This window comes from Streptomyces coelicoflavus, from assembly GCF_003112555.1.
Taxonomy (GTDB): domain Bacteria; phylum Actinomycetota; class Actinomycetes; order Streptomycetales; family Streptomycetaceae; genus Streptomyces; species Streptomyces coelicoflavus.
The window spans coordinates 307,908-321,771 of the sequence record NZ_BEWB01000007.1 but is presented as its reverse complement, the minus strand read 5'-3'; the positions used below and the strand labels follow the sequence as shown (position 1 = coordinate 321,771).

The window sequence follows — 13,864 nt, the reverse complement described above, 5'->3', positions numbered from 1 at the left end:
TGTCGACCGACTTCCTCACCTCGGGACGGCGGTCAGGCGCAGGCGGATGCGGTCGAGTCCGGCCGGTGTGCGGGAGGGGGCGGCAGTAGTGCAGTCGGGCAGGCCGGCCCTGGCCAGGGTGCTCAGCAGCGCCCTGGGGCCGCTGTCGAGGTAGGTGGTGAAGCCGGCCAGGCGCAGCGCGCGCAGCGTCCGGTGGAGGGCGAGCGGCTCGGAGAGGTGGGCGGCCGCCACCGTGCGCAGCTGGGCCGGGGTGCGGGCGGGCCCCGGCGCGGCGGCCGTGTACACGGGGAGCGTGGGCGGGGTGACGGGCTGGGCGCGCAGGAGGCGCCGGAAGGCCCGCTGCACCTCGGCGAGCAGGGGGTGGTGGTAGGCGGTGCGGCTGGTCAGCGGGGTGGCGCGACGGCCGAGTGCCCGGACCGCGCTCCGGACGGCGGCCAACTGGTCGTCGGGCCCGGCCAGGACGGTCTGGCCGGGGGCGTTGCGGGCGGCGATCCGCACCTGCGGCAGGCCCTCGGCGCGCAGCAGGTCCGCCGCCTGTTCCGCGGTCAGGTCGGTGGCCAGGAGGCCCGCCGCCGGCAGCGCGGCGTCGCGCAGCAGCCGGTCGCGGACGTGCAGCAGCCGGACGCCCTGTTCGAGGGTGACGACCCCGGCCACGGTGAGCGCCGCGAGGTCGCCCACGCTGTGGCCGAGCACGGCGTGGACGGGCGGGGCCGCGAGGTCGAGCAGGACGGTGGCGCAGGCGACCACCGCGGCGTAGGTGGCCAGGTCGAAGGCGAGGGGGTCGGTGCGCACGAGCAGGTCGGGGTCGGGTGCGGCGCTGTCGCTGAGGAGGCGGCCGACGGGGGTGCGGGTGCAGCCGAGTGCGGTGCTGCGGGCGTCGACCGTCCGCAGCACCCGCGAGACCGACGGGACCCCGGTCAGGTGACGCAGGGCGCCGGGGAGGTAGGCCCCCTGGCCGGGGCACATCAGCACGGTGCGCGGTGTGCCGCCGGTGGGGGCCGGGACGTCGTTCCTCATGAGGCGTCGGCGAAGGCGAGCGCGACGTTGTGCCCGCCGAAACCCATGCTCGTGGTGACGGCCGCGAGGGGCCCCGCGGGCAGGGCGACGGGGTCGCGGCCGACGACGTTCAGGCGGATCTCGGGGTCCACCCGTTCGAGGCTGCACGCGGGCGGTGCGGTTCTGTCCCGGAGGGCGAGGACGGTGAGGACCGCCTCGATGGCGCCGGCGGCACCGAGGGTGTGTCCGAAGGCGCCCTTGGTGGCACTGACCGCGACGGCGTCCGTCTTCCCGGCGAAGACGCTGTGCAGCGCCTGGGCCTCGCCGAGGTCGCCGAGCGGTGTGGAGGTGGCGTGGGCGTTGACGTGCCGGATCTGCTCCGGGAGGAGCCCGGCGTCGCGCAGCGCGGCGTCGACGGCGGCCGCGCAGCCCGTTCCGCCGGGCGCGGGCTGGGCGACGTGGTGGCTGTCGTTGGTGATGCCCGCTCCGGTCAGCCGGCCGTGGACGCGGGCGCCGCGGGCGGCGGCGTGCCGGGCGCTCTCGACGACGAGCATGCCGGCCCCCTCCCCCATCACGAAGCCGTCCCGGTCGGCGTCGAAGGGTCTGGACGCCCCCTTGGGGTCGTCGTGGCGCCGGGAGAGCGCCCGCAGTCGCGCGAACCCGGCCAGGGCGAGCGGGTGCAGCGCGGCCTCGGCACCGCCCGCGACCACGACGTCGGCCCGGCCGTCCCGGATCATGCCGAGCGCCTGGGCGAGGGCCTCGGCCCCGGAGGCGCAGGCACTGACCGGGGCGTGCACCCCTCCCTTGGCGCCCACCATCAGCCCGACTTCGGCGGCCGGGTGGTTGGGCAGCATGACCGGGATGGTGCGCGGGCTCACCCGCCCCGGGCCCTGGTCCTGGAGGCGGCGGTTCTGCTCCAGGATGCTGGTGAGCCCGCCCAGCCCCACCCCGACGACCGCGGCCACCCGCGATCCCTCCGCGGCGAGCGCCGACATGTCCGGGAACCCGGCGTCGCGGACGGCCTCCCGGGCGGCGACGAGGGCGAACTGCGCCGCCCGGTCGCAGTGCGCCGCCTTGGCGGACGGCAGAGCCGCCCGGGGGTCGACCGCGGCCGGGGCCGCGAGGTACACCTGCGCGGGCCCCTCCGGCTCCGCGAAGTCGACGCGCTCGACGCCGCACACACCGTCGAGGAGGGCCCGCCAGGTGGCCGGGACGTCACCGCCCAGCGCGGTCGTCAGCCCCAGCCCCGTGACAACGGCGGCCCGGTCCTCCGGGGCCGGGTCGGCCGCGTGCCGTGGGCTCACGCGGTGCCGCCCGTGGGGGCGGCGACGGCTTCGGCGAGGTGCGCGGCGATCTGCCGCACCGTCGTGAGCCGTTCCGCCTGCTCCTGCGGCACCTCGATCTGCCAGCGGTCCTCGATCGCGGCGACCAGTTCCAGTCTGGCCAGCGAGTCGACCCCCAGGTCGTCCTGGAGGGAGGAGTCGGGTCCGATCTCCTCCACGGTGAGGTCCTCGACCGTGGCGGCCAGCAGGTCCCGTACTTCGTCGAGCAGCTGTCGTTCGTCGGCGGTGGGCGGCATGTCCGGTTCCTCCTCGGTCCGTGCACGGCGCACCCGGAGGCGGTGGGCGGGAGGACCCGGTCCCCTCGGGTGCGCCGGCGGTGTCCGGCGATCTGCCGGTCGCACGCCGACAGGCTGTCCGGACGTCCGGCGCGGCAAGCGCCGGGTCGGGGGTGACGGCGGGGCGTCGGGGGCACACCAGGGGGTCGTGCGGGCCCCCGTGTCCTTCTTTCACTGTGAAGCGCCCCGCCGCGGACCGAGGGTGCCGGGCAGCGGGCGCGTAAGGGGCGGGTGGTGGCGCCGCGGTTCCTCAACGGACTTTGGCGGCTCCTTTAAGGCTTTCTGAAGATGACCTTCGAACGGCCGTTTCCACGCCGGTCGCGTCCTAGGCTCTCGAACACCCCCCACAGTCCCGGTGGGCGCGGTCGCGTCCACCGGGTACGGGGGCTCCGTCAGCCGACCGACAAGCCGAGGTGTCCTGCGCATGGGTTCCCGCCGAGCCGCTCGCCCGTCCCGCTCCCACGCCCGTCCCCGCGGCGGGCTCAGGACCCGCGGTACCGCGCTGGCCCTCGGCGCCGTCACCCTGACCGCCGGCGTCGGCATCACGCTGGCCGTCACCGACGGCGACGACGGCGGGGCCTCGGACCGGGTCACGGCGAACGCCGCGGACCGGGCGCCGAACGCCGAGGACGCGGCGGGCGGTGCGGCGCCGCTCGCGTCCGCGTCGGCGAGCCCGGGCGTCACGGCGAGCGGCTCCCCGAGCGGGAGCGCGGAGCCGGAGAAGAAGCCGAAGAAGACGGCGAGCCCGACGACCAGCGCCGCCGAGGCTCCCGCACCCGCGTCCAAGACGCCCGTCAGGGCCACCAAGAAGAGCGGCGGCGACGGGTCGGGCGGCAACGGGTCGTCCGGCGGCGGCAGCGGGCCGGCGGCGGGCAACGGATCGGGCTCCGGCTCGGGCTCGGGCTCCGGCTCCGGCTCCGGCGCGACCGGTGGAGCCGAGGCCCAGGTCCTCGCGCTGGTGAACGAGGAGCGGGCCGCGGCGGGCTGCTCCCCGGTCACCGCGAACGACAGGCTGACCCGGGCGGCGGACGACTACAGCGACGTCATGGCGAGCAGCGGCGTGATGTCCCACACGGGCCCCGACGGCTCCACCATGGCGAGCCGGGTCGAGGCCGCCGGCTACCAGTGGTCGACGCTGGGCGAGAACATAGCCCGGGGCCAGGCGGACGCCGCCTCGGTGATGGACTCCTGGATGAACAGCCCCGGCCACCGGGCGAACATACTCAACTGCTCCTTCAAGGAGCTCGGCGTCGGCGTCCACTTCGGCGACGGCGGCCCCTGGTGGACCCAGGACTTCGGCACCGGCCGCTGACGCCGGTCACCCCACGGCACGCCGAAACCCTCGCTGCCCCTCCGGCACGCCTAACGGTGCCCGCTGCCGCCCGCAGCCGCGTCCGCCAGCGCGAACGACACCCGCACCCGCGCGCCCCCGAGCGGCGCGCGGGTGATCGTCAGTTCGCCGTCCGCCGTACGGGCCGCCCGGGCCACGATGTCCAGGCCGAGCCCGGTGGAACCGCCGACGCTGACGCCCCGGGTGAGTGCCGCCCCGGGATCCGCCACGCCCGGTCCGGCGTCGTCGACCGTGAGGTGCACGTGCCGGTCGTGCCGTTCCACGCGCACCAGGAAGCGGGTGCCCTGCGGGGTGTGCCGGAAGACGTTGCCGATCAGGGCGTCGACGACGGCGGCGAGGTCGTCCTCGGGAAAGGCCACGGGCGCCGGACGCGGGGTGAGGGAGCGCTCGAACGGCCGCTCCTGCTGGGTGGCGAGCACCGACCAGAAGTCCAGGCGCATCGCGACCACCTCGGCCACGTCGCACGGTTTGGACACGCCCGCACCGGCCCCGGCGGCCTGCGCCGAGGCCAAGGGGGTGCGGGCCGCCGCGATGATCGAGTCCAGCTCGCGCTCGAGCTGCCCCGCCGCCTCCGTGACCCGCCGCGCGCTCGGCGACGCACCCATCCGGTCGGCCTCCAGGTAAAGGGCGGTCAGCGGGGTGCGCAGCCGGTGCGAGAGGTCCGCGACCAGTTCGCGTTCGACGGCGAGCAGGTCGACGACCCGGTCGGCCATGGTGTTGAACGCCACGCCCGCCTCCTGGAGCTCCGGCGGGCCGTCCGGTTCCACCCGTACGCCGAGGTCGCCGGAGCCTAGGGCGAGCGAGGCCCGCTTGAGACCTCGGGAGGAGCGGACCACGCGGGCGCCCAGCCGGTCGGCGACCAGCACCGAGCCGCCCACCAGGCCGACGGCGAGCAGGGCCATCACGCCCCATGAGGCCGCGACGCCCCGGGTGAGGTCCGCGGCCGGCACGTAGGCCTCGACGACCGCGACCCGCTCGCCCCGAAGGACGACGGGCTGGAGGTACGCCCAGCCGTCCGGGGTGTCCACGGCGAGCGTCTCGCGCCCCCGTACGGCCCGGTCGAGCGCCTCCTCGGGCGCGTGCGGGGTCCCGACGAAGCCGCCGTCGGGCAGCCGTACGACCAGCTGGTCTGCGGAGCCGAGTTCCGCGACGGCCTGCTGGACGTCGGCGCGCCGGGTGGTGAGGGCGAGCACCGGCGAGAGGGCCGCGGCACGCTGCTCGGCGGCGGTGGTGACCCGGTCCCGGGCCTGCTCGCGGACGAGGAGGGCGAGCGGGATGAGGAAGGACAGCGCCACCATCGAGGTGACGGCCAGGGCGATCCCGGCGAGAGCACGTCTCATGGCGCGCTGACCAGCTTGATGCCTATGCCCCGCACGGTGTGGAGATAGCAGGGCTTTCGCGCCTTCTCGCCCATTTTGCGACGGAGCGCGGAGAGATGGACGTCCACCGTCTGGTCCTCGACGTACGGCTGCTGCCACACCTCGGCGAGGATGCGCTGTCGCGAGATGACCTGGTCGGCGTTGGCGGCCAGGTAGGCGAGCAGGTCGAACTCGCGCCGGGTGAGGGGGAGTTCCCGGCCGGCGAGGTGGGCGGTGCGGGCGGTGGGGTCGATGCGCAGGTCGGCGACCTGGAGGACGGGCCGCCGTACGGCCCTGAGGTCGTCGGGCGTCGAGCGGCGCAGCACGGCGGCGAGCCGGGCCGCGAGCTGGCCGCCGGAGAAGGGCTTGACCATGTAGTCGTCGGCCCCGGCGTTGAGCAGCCGGATGATCTCGGACTCCTCGTCCCGGGCGGTGGCGACCAGCACCGGGACGCGGGATATGCCCCGGATCATCCGCAGCACGTCGAGACCGTCGAGGTCGGGCAGCCCGAGGTCGAGCACGACGATGTCCGGCGGGCTCTGGGTGATGTCGCGCAGCGCCTCGAAACCCTGGTGTGCGGTCTTCACCGCGTAGCCGTGTCCGGTGAGGACCTCGATCAGCGCGGCCCGGATCACAGGGTCGTCCTCGACGACAAGTACGGAGGCCATGGGCAGGCACGTTAGCCGGTCCGTCACTATGGTGTCGTGTCCCGCCTCCTGCGCTACCTGATCATCTGGCTGTCCTGCACGGCGGCCAGTGTCACGGCCGTCATCATCACGATCCACTTCGTGGTGGGCTCGACGCGGCCGACGGCGCCGGTCGCGCAGACGGCGCCGAAGGAGCTCCCGGCCTCGCCCCGGCCGACCGCCTCCCGGACCGTGAAGCCCTCTCCGTCCCCGTCGCCGACCAGCCGTCGGCCCAGCCCGACGCCGTCCCGCACCGGCGAGGAGCCGCCGGAGCCCACCCGGACACCCACGCCGACGCCGACGCCGAGCCCCAGCACCACTCCCCCGCGGTCTCCCACGGGCGGGGCCGACCCGGGATGCGAGCAGGGCGGGGCCGGCGTGTACACGGTGCCGTCCGAGGGCGGCAAGGCGACCGTACGGTTCGGTGACGGCGGGGTGTGCCTGATCTCGGCGGTGCCGGACCGGGGCTTCACGGTGAGCACGGAGCAGAGTGCGCCGCAGACGCTGAAGGTGACGTTCACGGCGAGCCGTCACCGCTCGGAGATCACCGCCACGACACAGCCGCAGAGCCGGGCCGACGTCCGCGAGGTGTCGTGGTGACGTTCCTCACCCGCCCCCTCCGCCCGGTCAGGACGCGGCGCAGGCCGCCCCGTCGAGACTGAACGCGGCCGGTGCGGTGTTGGTGGCGCCCTTCTGCGCGGTGAAGCCGAGGGTGACCGTGGCGCCGGCCGGGATGGTGGCGGTGTATGAGGCGGGGGCGACGCTCACCGCGCCGGCGTTCTGGGTGGCGGTACCGCCCCACATGTGGGTGATGGTCTGGCCGTCCGCGAAGGCGAAGGCGAGCGTCCAGGGGGTGATGGCGGTGCTCCCGGTGTTGCGGACGGCGATCTCGCCCTGGAAGCCGCCGGGCCACTCGCCCACGACACGGTATCCGACGGAGCAGGCACCGTCCGGGGTGCCGCCGCCCTCGTCGGTGGTGACCTCCACGGCGGCGGACCGGGCGGACCGGTTGCCGGCCGCGTCGCGGGCGTAGACGGCGAAGGTGTACGCGGTGCCGGCGGTGAGGCCGGTCACGGTGGCGGTGGTGGTCGTCGAGGCGGCGGCCCGGGTCTCGGTGCCGTCGCCGACCCGGACGACGTCGTAGCCGGTGACCGCGGTGTCGTCGGTGGCGGCGGGCCAGCCGAGCGTGACGGAGGTGTCCGTGACCGCGGTGGCGGCCGGTGTGCCGGGAGCCGTCGGGGCCTGCGTGTCGTCGGGGGCGCCGTCGGCGTAGACGGTGGCCTCCTTCGAGGTCTGGGCGATGCCGTTGACGCCGTGGAAGATGCGTTCGCCCCAGTCGCTGAGCCTGCTGGGGTCGAAGTCGGTCGCCAGGTCGAGGACCGGGTCGGTGTTGCCGCTCCACGACCAGGCCAGGTAGCCGAGTCCGAGCTGTTCGGCGGCGGCCATCATGGTGTCCTCGTCGGGGTCGCCGTACTGGTCGGCGGGGCCGCCGAACTCGCCTATGAGGAGGGGAAGCCCCGCGTCGACGAAGGCGTTCAGGTAGTCGGTAATCTCCTGAGCGGTGTCGAAGACGCTGTACATGTGGATGGAGAAGATCAGGTTGCCGGTGGGGTCGGCGTCGTAGACGGTCCGCGCGTTGGCACGCATGACGCCCTGCCAGTCCTGACCCCAGTTGGGCGCGTCCACCATGATGGTGTGCCGGAGTCCGGCGGCGCGCAGCTTCCCGATCGCGGCGACGGTCGGCTCGGTCCAGCCGGCGGGGTCGGTGTTGCCCCAGGGCTCGTTGCCGATGTTGACGACGACGTAGTCCTCCTGGCCGGCCAGCACGTCCTTGAGGCCGATCCAGTAGTCGGCCGCGTGGTCGAGGGTGCCGGCCGCGGCGTCCTCGCCGTACCCGGTGGTGTCGTGCACCTCCAGGACGCAGATCAGCCGGTTGGCCTTGCACTGCTCGATGACGGCGGCGACGTCCTCGGGACCGTTCTCGCTCCAGCGGTGTCCGTCGGAGAGGACGACCCGGACGCTGTTGGCGCCCAGTGCCTTGACGTCCGCCAGCGACTGCGTCTCGCCGGGGTACCAGGTGTGGGCGTGGTTGACCCCGCGCATGACGAAGTCGTTGCCGTTGCCCTCGAGGAGCCGGCCCGCACCGATGTGCAGGCCGGCCGCGGCGGTCGACCGCTCTCCGGCGGTCCCGGGACCGGCCCCGGGCGACTGGGCCACGGCCGCCCCCGGGACGAGGGCGCCGACGACGACCAGCCCGCACAGCGCGGCCAGGCCGGTCAGGAGGCGGGAGAAGAGCGTCTTCGGGACTGGTGTATCGCGTCTTGCTGTGCGCACGGCGACTCCAGAAGGGGTAGTGCGGACACGGGCGACGACGAGAAAAGACGCGTGGGGGCGTGGGAGCGCTCCCACGCGGCACACCATGAAACTCATTGCGCCGCGTACACGTCAAGACGTCCGGCAGAAAACGCTTGCCCGGGCCGGTCCGGCTAGTACGGCAGGCACTGCTCGGCCGGTGGTTTCCTGCGCTCGCCCTCGGGTGTGAAGGTGAGGGAGCCGTGCAACGGGCCCTCGCCGAAGCGCACCGCGAGGAGCAGCGGTTGCTCGTGGTCGGGCGGCCACCCGCCCGGCTCGGAGTCGCTGCCGTTCCACAGGTGGAACAGCACCATCGGCCGCTCCGGATCCCCGCCGAGGTACCCGAGCGTCTTGCCGTACCGCGGGTTGGGGCTCCCGAAGAGCACCGAGGGAGCACCGAACTCCGCCGTCACGTCCGCCCACGTGCGGTCCTCCCGGGCCCACTGCCGGACCCGGGCCGTGAGGGACGCGTACTCCTCCTGTCCGAGGACCCGGTCCGGCTCGAGCCAGCCGCTTCGCTGCGCGAACTCCGCGTACACCGAGGCCGTGCCGCACTCGTAGTTCCGCCCGGTATCACCTCGCGGAAGGCCCCGGTGACACCGGTGGCGGACCAGAGACCACGGTCCTCCCAGTCCTGCCGCTGCCGAGTGAACTCCTCCGGCCGGCCTTCGACGAACAGCAGGTGCTCCAGCAGGATCCGGAGGGCCAACTCGCCCCCGAACATGCCGGTCTTGCGGAGCGCCTGGTTCAACTGGTCGACGAGGTGGGCGTGTATCTCCTCGGCGGTGGCGAGCGAACGGGGAGGGGTCATACGCGCATTCTCTCGCGGCGCGCGGGGGCGCGGGGCGGGGAGGGAGGAGGCTCCTGTCACACATCCCCGGGCTGCGCTGTCAGTAGGGCGTAACGACCACTCGAACGACCGGGAGAACCTGATGGAACCGCGTCTCGACTTCTTCGGCAACCCCTTCGCGGGCAAGATCCTGAAGCACATCAACTCGGCGGCCAGGGCCGCCTCCGAGTCCGGCGTGCCCACGGCGACCCAGGAGCTCGTGAAGATCCGCGCCAGCCAGATCAACGGCTGCGGCTTCTGCACGGACATGCACACCAAGGACGCCACCGCCGCCGGTGAGACCCAGCACCGGCTCAATCTGGTCGCCACGTGGCGGGAGGCCACGGTGTTCACCGAGGCCGAGCGTGCCGCGCTGGAGCTGTCGGAGCAGGGCACCCGTATCGCTGACGCGGCGGGCGGCGTCACGGACGAGGCCTGGGCCGGCGCCGCCAAGTACTACGACGAGGACCAGCTCGTCGCGCTGCTCTCCCTCGTCGCGATCATCAACGCGTACAACCGCATCAACGTGATCAACCAGCAGCCCGCCGGCGGCTACCGCCCCGGGCAGTTCGGCTGACCGCACCGCCCGGCCGGCCCGTCCGGCCGGGCCCGCACCCGGTCCGTGTACGAGACGCCCCGGGGTTCGCTCGGGAGAACAGGACGGCCTTCGTGCCGGTTGTAGTGTGGGAGGCCTCCAGGCCGGAAGGAACGTCCATGCACGCCGGGGACGACGTCGACGCCCTCGAGAAGGCGACCGAGGACTTCGTCGAGGCGCGTCCGCGGCTCTTCGGCATCGCCTACCGCGTGCTCGGCAGCACGGTGGAGGCCGAGGACGTCCTCCAGGAGACATGGCTGCGGTGGCAGCAGGCCGACCGCGCCGGGGTGGTGGAGCCGGCGGCCTTCCTGACCACCATGACGACCCGGCTCTCGATCAACACGGCCCGGTCCGCCCGGGTGCGGCGGGAGACGTACGTCGGGCCCTGGCTTCCCGAACCGGTCGACACGAGCGCGGACCCGCAGATGGGAGCCGAGCGGGCGGAGGCGGTCGAGCTGGCGGTGCTCCACCTCCTGGAGAGGCTCAACCCGGTGGAGCGGGCCGCGTACGTACTGCGGGAGGCGTTCGACTACCCCTACGGACAGATCGCCGAGATGCTGGAGACGAGTCCCGCCAACACCCGCCAGCTGGTGAGCCGGGCCCGCAAGCACCTGGCCGCCGAGCGCGGCGAGCGGGTCGGCGCGTCCGAACACCGGCGTCTGCTGGACGTGTTCCTCACCGCGGCGCGCACCGGTGATCTCCGGGCGCTCGAGGACGTCCTCGCCGCGGACGTGGTGAGCTACACCGACGGTGGCGGAATGCGGGGCGCGTCCAGGATTCCGGTCGTCGGCCGGTCGCGCGTCGCCAGGTACCTGGTGGCCTTCGCGCCCCGATTCTGGCCGGGTTCGCGGGTCCGCCCGGTCGAGGCCAACGGCCGTCCCGCGGCCCTCGTCCAGGTCGGCGAGGACGCGGTGGCCCTGCTGTCCGTGGACGTCTCGCCGGAGGGCATCGACCGGATCATGTGGGTGATGAGCCCGGCCAAGCTGTCCGCCTACGCGGACTCGTCGGCCCGCTGAGCGGCGGTCCGGCCGTCAGTCCACCGTCACCACGACCGAGTGCCATCCACTCGCGCCGTCGGGCACGGTGCGGGTGCGCTTCTCGGTCTGCACCTCGCCGGTGCGGTCGGTCGCCCGCACGGTGAGGTTGTGGCCGCCCCTGGTGGCCCGCCAGGCGTACGACCACTGCCGCCAGGTGTCGCGCGAGTCCTCGGCGGCCAGGGTGGCCTCCTGCCAGGGGCCGTCGTCGACGCGGATCTCGACCCTGTCGATGCCGCGGTGCTGGGCCCAGGCGACCCCGGCGACCATCACCGTGCCCGCCTTCGGCCGGGCGAACGGCTTCGGGGTGTCGATCCGGGACTGGGTCTTGATCGGTGCCTCGCGGGCCCAGTCGCGCTTGACCCAGTACGAGTCGTAGGCGTCGAAGGTGGTCAGCTCGATGTCCTCGATCCATTTGCAGGCCGAGACGTAGCCGTAGAGTCCGGGCACGAGCATGCGGACGGGGAATCCGTGGTCGAAGGGCAGGGGCTCGCCGTTCATGCCGACGGCGAGCATGGCGTCGCGGCCGTCCATGACGTCCTCGACGGGACTGCCGATGGTCATGCCGTCCACGGAGCGGGCCACGAGCTGGTCCGCCGGGCCGCCCCCGGACGGCGGCCGGACACCGCACTCCTCCAGCAGGTCGGCGAGGCGGACGCCGATCCAGCGGGCGTTGCCGACGTACGGGCCGCCCACCTCGTTCGACACACAGGTGAGGGTGATGTCCCGCTCGATCAGCTCCCGCCGCAGGAGGTCGTCGAAGGTCAGTGTCCTCTCCCGGGCGACCCCGTCGCCGTGGACGCGCAGCCGCCAGGCCGTGGCGTCCACCTTGGGGACCACCAGGGCGGTGTCGACCCGGTAGAAGTCGCTGTTGGGCGTGACGAAGGGGCTGACGCCCGCCACCCTGACCTGTGCTCGGCGGGGCACCGCCGGGGCCGGTGAGCCAGGCTGCGGCAGGGTGACGTTCTCGCGGGAGGCGACCGCCTCCCGGCCGCCCGCACCACTCAGGGCCCGGCCCAGGACGCCCGCCCCCGCCGAGGCCGCGGCCGCGGCGCCGGCCGCGATCACGAAGCGGCGCCGGTCCCACCCCTCGCCCCGCTCCGCCGGTGCCTGGCGGTGCGGGGCCGGAAGGAGCCCCACGAGGAAGTACAGGAGCACCGCGCCGGCGATCGCCCCCAGGACGGAGGGGAAGGCGTCCGAGACGCCGGCGGAGTCGGGCCTGCCGAGGGCCGCCGCGGCGCCGACGACTCCGAAGACGAGGACTCCCGCGGCGCCGGTGCGCCGACGGCGTACCGCGAACGCACCGAGGGCCAGGGCGAACAGGGTCAGCACGGCGAGAATGCCGAGCTGGAGCACCAGCTTGTCGTTGGTGCCGAACGTGCGAATCGCCCAGTCCTTGACGGCGATCGGCGTACGGTCGATCGCGGCTCCGCCCACCGCGACGACCGGGCTCGCCTGCGGGCGCAGGGCCGCAGCCGTCAACTCGGCGACGGCGAGCGCGGCGCCACCGGCCAGGAGACCGCTCAGCGCCCCCAGCCCCAGGCGGCTCCAGGTTCCGGCCGACGCGTTCCGTGGGGTCTTGTCTTCGTCACTCACGTCGGTAATCCGGGGCCGCGCGGCACGCGGATTGGTGACCGCGACGACGCGGCGCCGTACCCGGTCCGCGCACGGGCGGGCGCCGGGACGGGCGCGGTGCGGAGTCAGGGCACGTCGCCCCTCCAGTCGAAGCGGTGCGCGTCGCCCGGCCTCGGGGTGTAGGAGGCACGGCCGCCCGGGCCGTAACGGCCTATCTCCGTCGCCAGTGCCACTCCGCGGCCGCGCTCCTGTTCCGTGAGGTCCGTGACGTCCAGCAGCAGGCCGTCCAGGGGGCCGCCCACCAGATGCGCGTAGACGCGTCCGGCGCGCGGTCCGGGGTTGTCGTGGTCGGCGCCGTAGACCCTGCCGCGCATGAACTCCACCTCATCCATGAGGTGAAGCCTCGCACCCGCCACTGACAACGGCCCGCGCGAAGAAGCGGGCCGCCGTCAGACCGGGGGTTCGTCCAGCAGTTCGAGGAGGCAGCGTGCGCCCGCCGCGGCCGTGGCGGCGCCGGCGGCACCGGACGCGGTGGGAAAGAGCCTGCCGTAGGCGGCGGCCCGGTTCAGGGCGCCGAGCCGCCAGGCGAGGCTCACCGCACGCCGCAGCTGGGCGGTCGAACGCCCGGCGCCCGTCCAGGGCTCGAGGTAGGCGTCCCGCAGGCGCGGCAGCACCCGCGGTCCGTGGTGCTCGACGGCCCGGCGGGCGGGGACGGCGAAGCCGGCGAAGGGGTGGGCCACGACGGCGTCGCCCCAGTCGAAGAAGGTGAACCTGCCGGGCTCGGGGCGGAACAGCTGACCGTCGTGCAGGTCCGCGTGGTCGAGGGAGTCGGGCACGTCCAGGGCGGCGAGTTCCGCGCACCAGTCGAGCAGGCGGGGGCGCAATTCCCGCAGCGCGTTCCGTTCACGCGGCGGCAGCGTGGTGGCGTCGAACCGGTCGAGGACGCCGGGCAGCGCGCCCGTGGGCACGGCGGGTACGCCCAGGCGTGCGATCGCGTTCGCGCGCGGGGTCAGGGCGTGCTGCACGGCCGCGTACTGGCGCACGAGTTCTTCCCAGGCGCCGGCGGCGACCGTCTCCCGTGCGAGGACGTCCCGGAAGAGCGGTCCCCCGTCGGGCAGCAGCGACCAGCCCCGCTCGGTGTCCACCGCCAACGGCCGCAGGACGTGCCCGGGGACCCAGCGGGCCAGTGCCTCGGTCAGCGCGCCCTCGAAGGCACTGGCCGGCGGGTTCGCCTTGAACCAGACCGCGTCCTGTCCGGCCACGCACAGCCGCAGCACGACGGACCAGGGCCGCAGCCGTACCCGCCACCGTCCCGTCGGCCGCATGCCGTGGGCGGTGAGCCCGGCCCGCACCCAGTCGAGTGCCTCGGCGCGCCAGGCCGGTTCCTCCCAGGGGGTGACGGTGTCCTGGTACCGCCCCCGGTCCACGGCCACCGGCGCATCACTGAGCATCGGGCCATCCCACCATCGT

The 13,864-nt window shown here is 74.3% G+C and carries 15 protein-coding genes; 4 read left to right on the top strand and 11 right to left on the bottom strand.

Features of this window, described 5'->3' with window-relative positions; translation table 11 throughout:
* Positions 1 to 15 precede the first annotated feature (15 nt).
* The 3 genes from Sco07f_RS19125 to Sco07f_RS19115 are packed head-to-tail and all read right to left on the bottom strand — an operon-like array spanning position 16 to position 2,575.
* The gene (locus Sco07f_RS19125) at positions 16 to 1,017 is read right to left on the bottom strand and encodes an ACP S-malonyltransferase (RefSeq protein WP_108988545.1); all 1,002 of its coding nucleotides are present in this window, start codon (positions 1,015 to 1,017) and stop codon (positions 16 to 18) included.
* Positions 1,014 to 2,300: a beta-ketoacyl-[acyl-carrier-protein] synthase family protein gene (locus Sco07f_RS19120; protein WP_108988544.1), complete on the bottom strand. Its 1,287-nt coding sequence runs from the start codon at positions 2,298 to 2,300 to the stop codon at positions 1,014 to 1,016. The genes Sco07f_RS19125 and Sco07f_RS19120 overlap by 4 nt, the downstream gene beginning before the upstream one ends.
* Positions 2,297 to 2,575, bottom strand: coding sequence for an acyl carrier protein (locus Sco07f_RS19115; protein WP_007389605.1), 279 nt, complete (start codon positions 2,573 to 2,575; stop codon positions 2,297 to 2,299). Before Sco07f_RS19115 ends, Sco07f_RS19120 begins: the two co-directional genes overlap by 4 nt.
* A 463-nt stretch (positions 2,576 to 3,038) precedes the next feature.
* Here Sco07f_RS19115 and Sco07f_RS19110 point away from each other — a divergent pair, with 463 nt between their 5' ends.
* The gene (locus tag Sco07f_RS19110) at positions 3,039 to 3,926 is read left to right on the top strand and encodes a CAP domain-containing protein (RefSeq protein WP_108988543.1); all 888 of its coding nucleotides are present in this window, start codon (positions 3,039 to 3,041) and stop codon (positions 3,924 to 3,926) included.
* 50 nt (positions 3,927 to 3,976) lie between these two features.
* On the opposite strand, the gene Sco07f_RS19105 is transcribed toward Sco07f_RS19110, so the two are convergent.
* The 3 genes from Sco07f_RS19105 to Sco07f_RS19095 are packed head-to-tail and all read right to left on the bottom strand — an operon-like array spanning position 3,977 to position 6,347.
* Complete coding sequence (locus Sco07f_RS19105; protein WP_087788327.1) at positions 3,977 to 5,305, bottom strand: sensor histidine kinase; 1,329 nt, start codon at positions 5,303 to 5,305, stop codon at positions 3,977 to 3,979.
* Entirely contained in the window at positions 5,302 to 5,991 is a 690-nt protein-coding gene (locus tag Sco07f_RS19100; protein ID WP_167468142.1) for a response regulator transcription factor, read from the bottom strand. Before Sco07f_RS19100 ends, Sco07f_RS19105 begins: the two co-directional genes overlap by 4 nt.
* A gap of 53 nt (positions 5,992 to 6,044) precedes the next feature.
* On the bottom strand, positions 6,045 to 6,347 hold the full coding sequence (locus Sco07f_RS19095; RefSeq protein ID WP_244942074.1) for a hypothetical protein: 303 nt from the start codon (positions 6,345 to 6,347) through the stop codon (positions 6,045 to 6,047).
* Between the two features lie 40 nt (positions 6,348 to 6,387).
* Between Sco07f_RS19095 and Sco07f_RS19090 the strand changes: the two genes are divergently transcribed.
* Positions 6,388 to 6,609 carry a hypothetical protein gene (locus tag Sco07f_RS19090; RefSeq protein WP_042822969.1) on the top strand — a complete coding sequence of 74 codons (222 nt, stop codon included), beginning with the start codon at positions 6,388 to 6,390 and terminating at the stop codon, positions 6,607 to 6,609.
* 27 nt (positions 6,610 to 6,636) lie between these two features.
* Here Sco07f_RS19090 and Sco07f_RS19085 read toward each other — a convergent pair whose 3' ends face one another.
* Positions 6,637 to 8,343, bottom strand: a complete 1,707-nt coding sequence (locus tag Sco07f_RS19085; RefSeq protein ID WP_108988541.1) for a cellulase family glycosylhydrolase — start codon at positions 8,341 to 8,343, stop codon at positions 6,637 to 6,639.
* Between the two features lie 152 nt (positions 8,344 to 8,495).
* Positions 8,496 to 8,900, bottom strand: a complete 405-nt coding sequence (locus Sco07f_RS40615; RefSeq protein ID WP_244942073.1) for a hypothetical protein — start codon at positions 8,898 to 8,900, stop codon at positions 8,496 to 8,498.
* Between the two features lie 393 nt (positions 8,901 to 9,293).
* Here Sco07f_RS40615 and Sco07f_RS19075 point away from each other — a divergent pair, with 393 nt between their 5' ends.
* Together Sco07f_RS19075 and Sco07f_RS19070 are read left to right on the top strand one after the other, a co-directional pair.
* Positions 9,294 to 9,767: a carboxymuconolactone decarboxylase family protein gene (locus Sco07f_RS19075; RefSeq protein ID WP_087788332.1), complete on the top strand. Its 474-nt coding sequence runs from the start codon at positions 9,294 to 9,296 to the stop codon at positions 9,765 to 9,767.
* Positions 9,768 to 9,904: 137 nt separating this feature from the next.
* Positions 9,905 to 10,801 carry an RNA polymerase sigma-70 factor gene (locus Sco07f_RS19070; RefSeq protein ID WP_108988540.1) on the top strand — a complete coding sequence of 299 codons (897 nt, stop codon included), beginning with the start codon at positions 9,905 to 9,907 and terminating at the stop codon, positions 10,799 to 10,801.
* Between the two features lie 15 nt (positions 10,802 to 10,816).
* On the opposite strand, the gene Sco07f_RS19065 is transcribed toward Sco07f_RS19070, so the two are convergent.
* The 3 genes from Sco07f_RS19065 to Sco07f_RS19055 form a co-directional block, all read right to left on the bottom strand.
* Positions 10,817 to 12,415, bottom strand: a complete 1,599-nt coding sequence (locus Sco07f_RS19065) for a sulfite oxidase (RefSeq protein ID WP_108988539.1) — start codon at positions 12,413 to 12,415, stop codon at positions 10,817 to 10,819.
* Between the two features lie 104 nt (positions 12,416 to 12,519).
* Positions 12,520 to 12,786 (bottom strand): hypothetical protein, encoded by a 267-nt coding sequence (locus tag Sco07f_RS19060; RefSeq protein ID WP_007389590.1) that lies wholly within the window; start codon positions 12,784 to 12,786, stop codon positions 12,520 to 12,522.
* Between the two features lie 57 nt (positions 12,787 to 12,843).
* Entirely contained in the window at positions 12,844 to 13,845 is a 1,002-nt protein-coding gene (locus tag Sco07f_RS19055; RefSeq protein ID WP_108988538.1) for a phosphotransferase, read from the bottom strand.
* Positions 13,846 to 13,864: the final 19 nt, after the last annotated feature.

What these genes read in the sequence shown, in the direction of transcription:
- Sco07f_RS19105 (WP_087788327.1), bottom strand. Translation starts at nt 5,305, where the DNA reads ATGAGACGTGCTCTCGCCGGGATCGCCCTGGCCGTCACCTCGATGGTG.
- Sco07f_RS19070 (WP_108988540.1), top strand. Translation starts at nt 9,905, where the DNA reads ATGCACGCCGGGGACGACGTCGACGCCCTCGAGAAGGCGACCGAGGAC.
- Sco07f_RS19060 (WP_007389590.1), bottom strand. Translation starts at nt 12,786, where the DNA reads ATGGATGAGGTGGAGTTCATGCGCGGCAGGGTCTACGGCGCCGACCAC.
- Sco07f_RS19100 (WP_167468142.1), bottom strand. Translation starts at nt 5,991, where the DNA reads ATGGCCTCCGTACTTGTCGTCGAGGACGACCCTGTGATCCGGGCCGCG.
- Sco07f_RS19055 (WP_108988538.1), bottom strand. Translation starts at nt 13,845, where the DNA reads ATGCTCAGTGATGCGCCGGTGGCCGTGGACCGGGGGCGGTACCAGGAC.
- Sco07f_RS19110 (WP_108988543.1), top strand. Translation starts at nt 3,039, where the DNA reads ATGGGTTCCCGCCGAGCCGCTCGCCCGTCCCGCTCCCACGCCCGTCCC.
- Sco07f_RS19075 (WP_087788332.1), top strand. Translation starts at nt 9,294, where the DNA reads ATGGAACCGCGTCTCGACTTCTTCGGCAACCCCTTCGCGGGCAAGATC.
- Sco07f_RS19115 (WP_007389605.1), bottom strand. Translation starts at nt 2,575, where the DNA reads ATGCCGCCCACCGCCGACGAACGACAGCTGCTCGACGAAGTACGGGAC.
- Sco07f_RS19125 (WP_108988545.1), bottom strand. Translation starts at nt 1,017, where the DNA reads ATGAGGAACGACGTCCCGGCCCCCACCGGCGGCACACCGCGCACCGTG.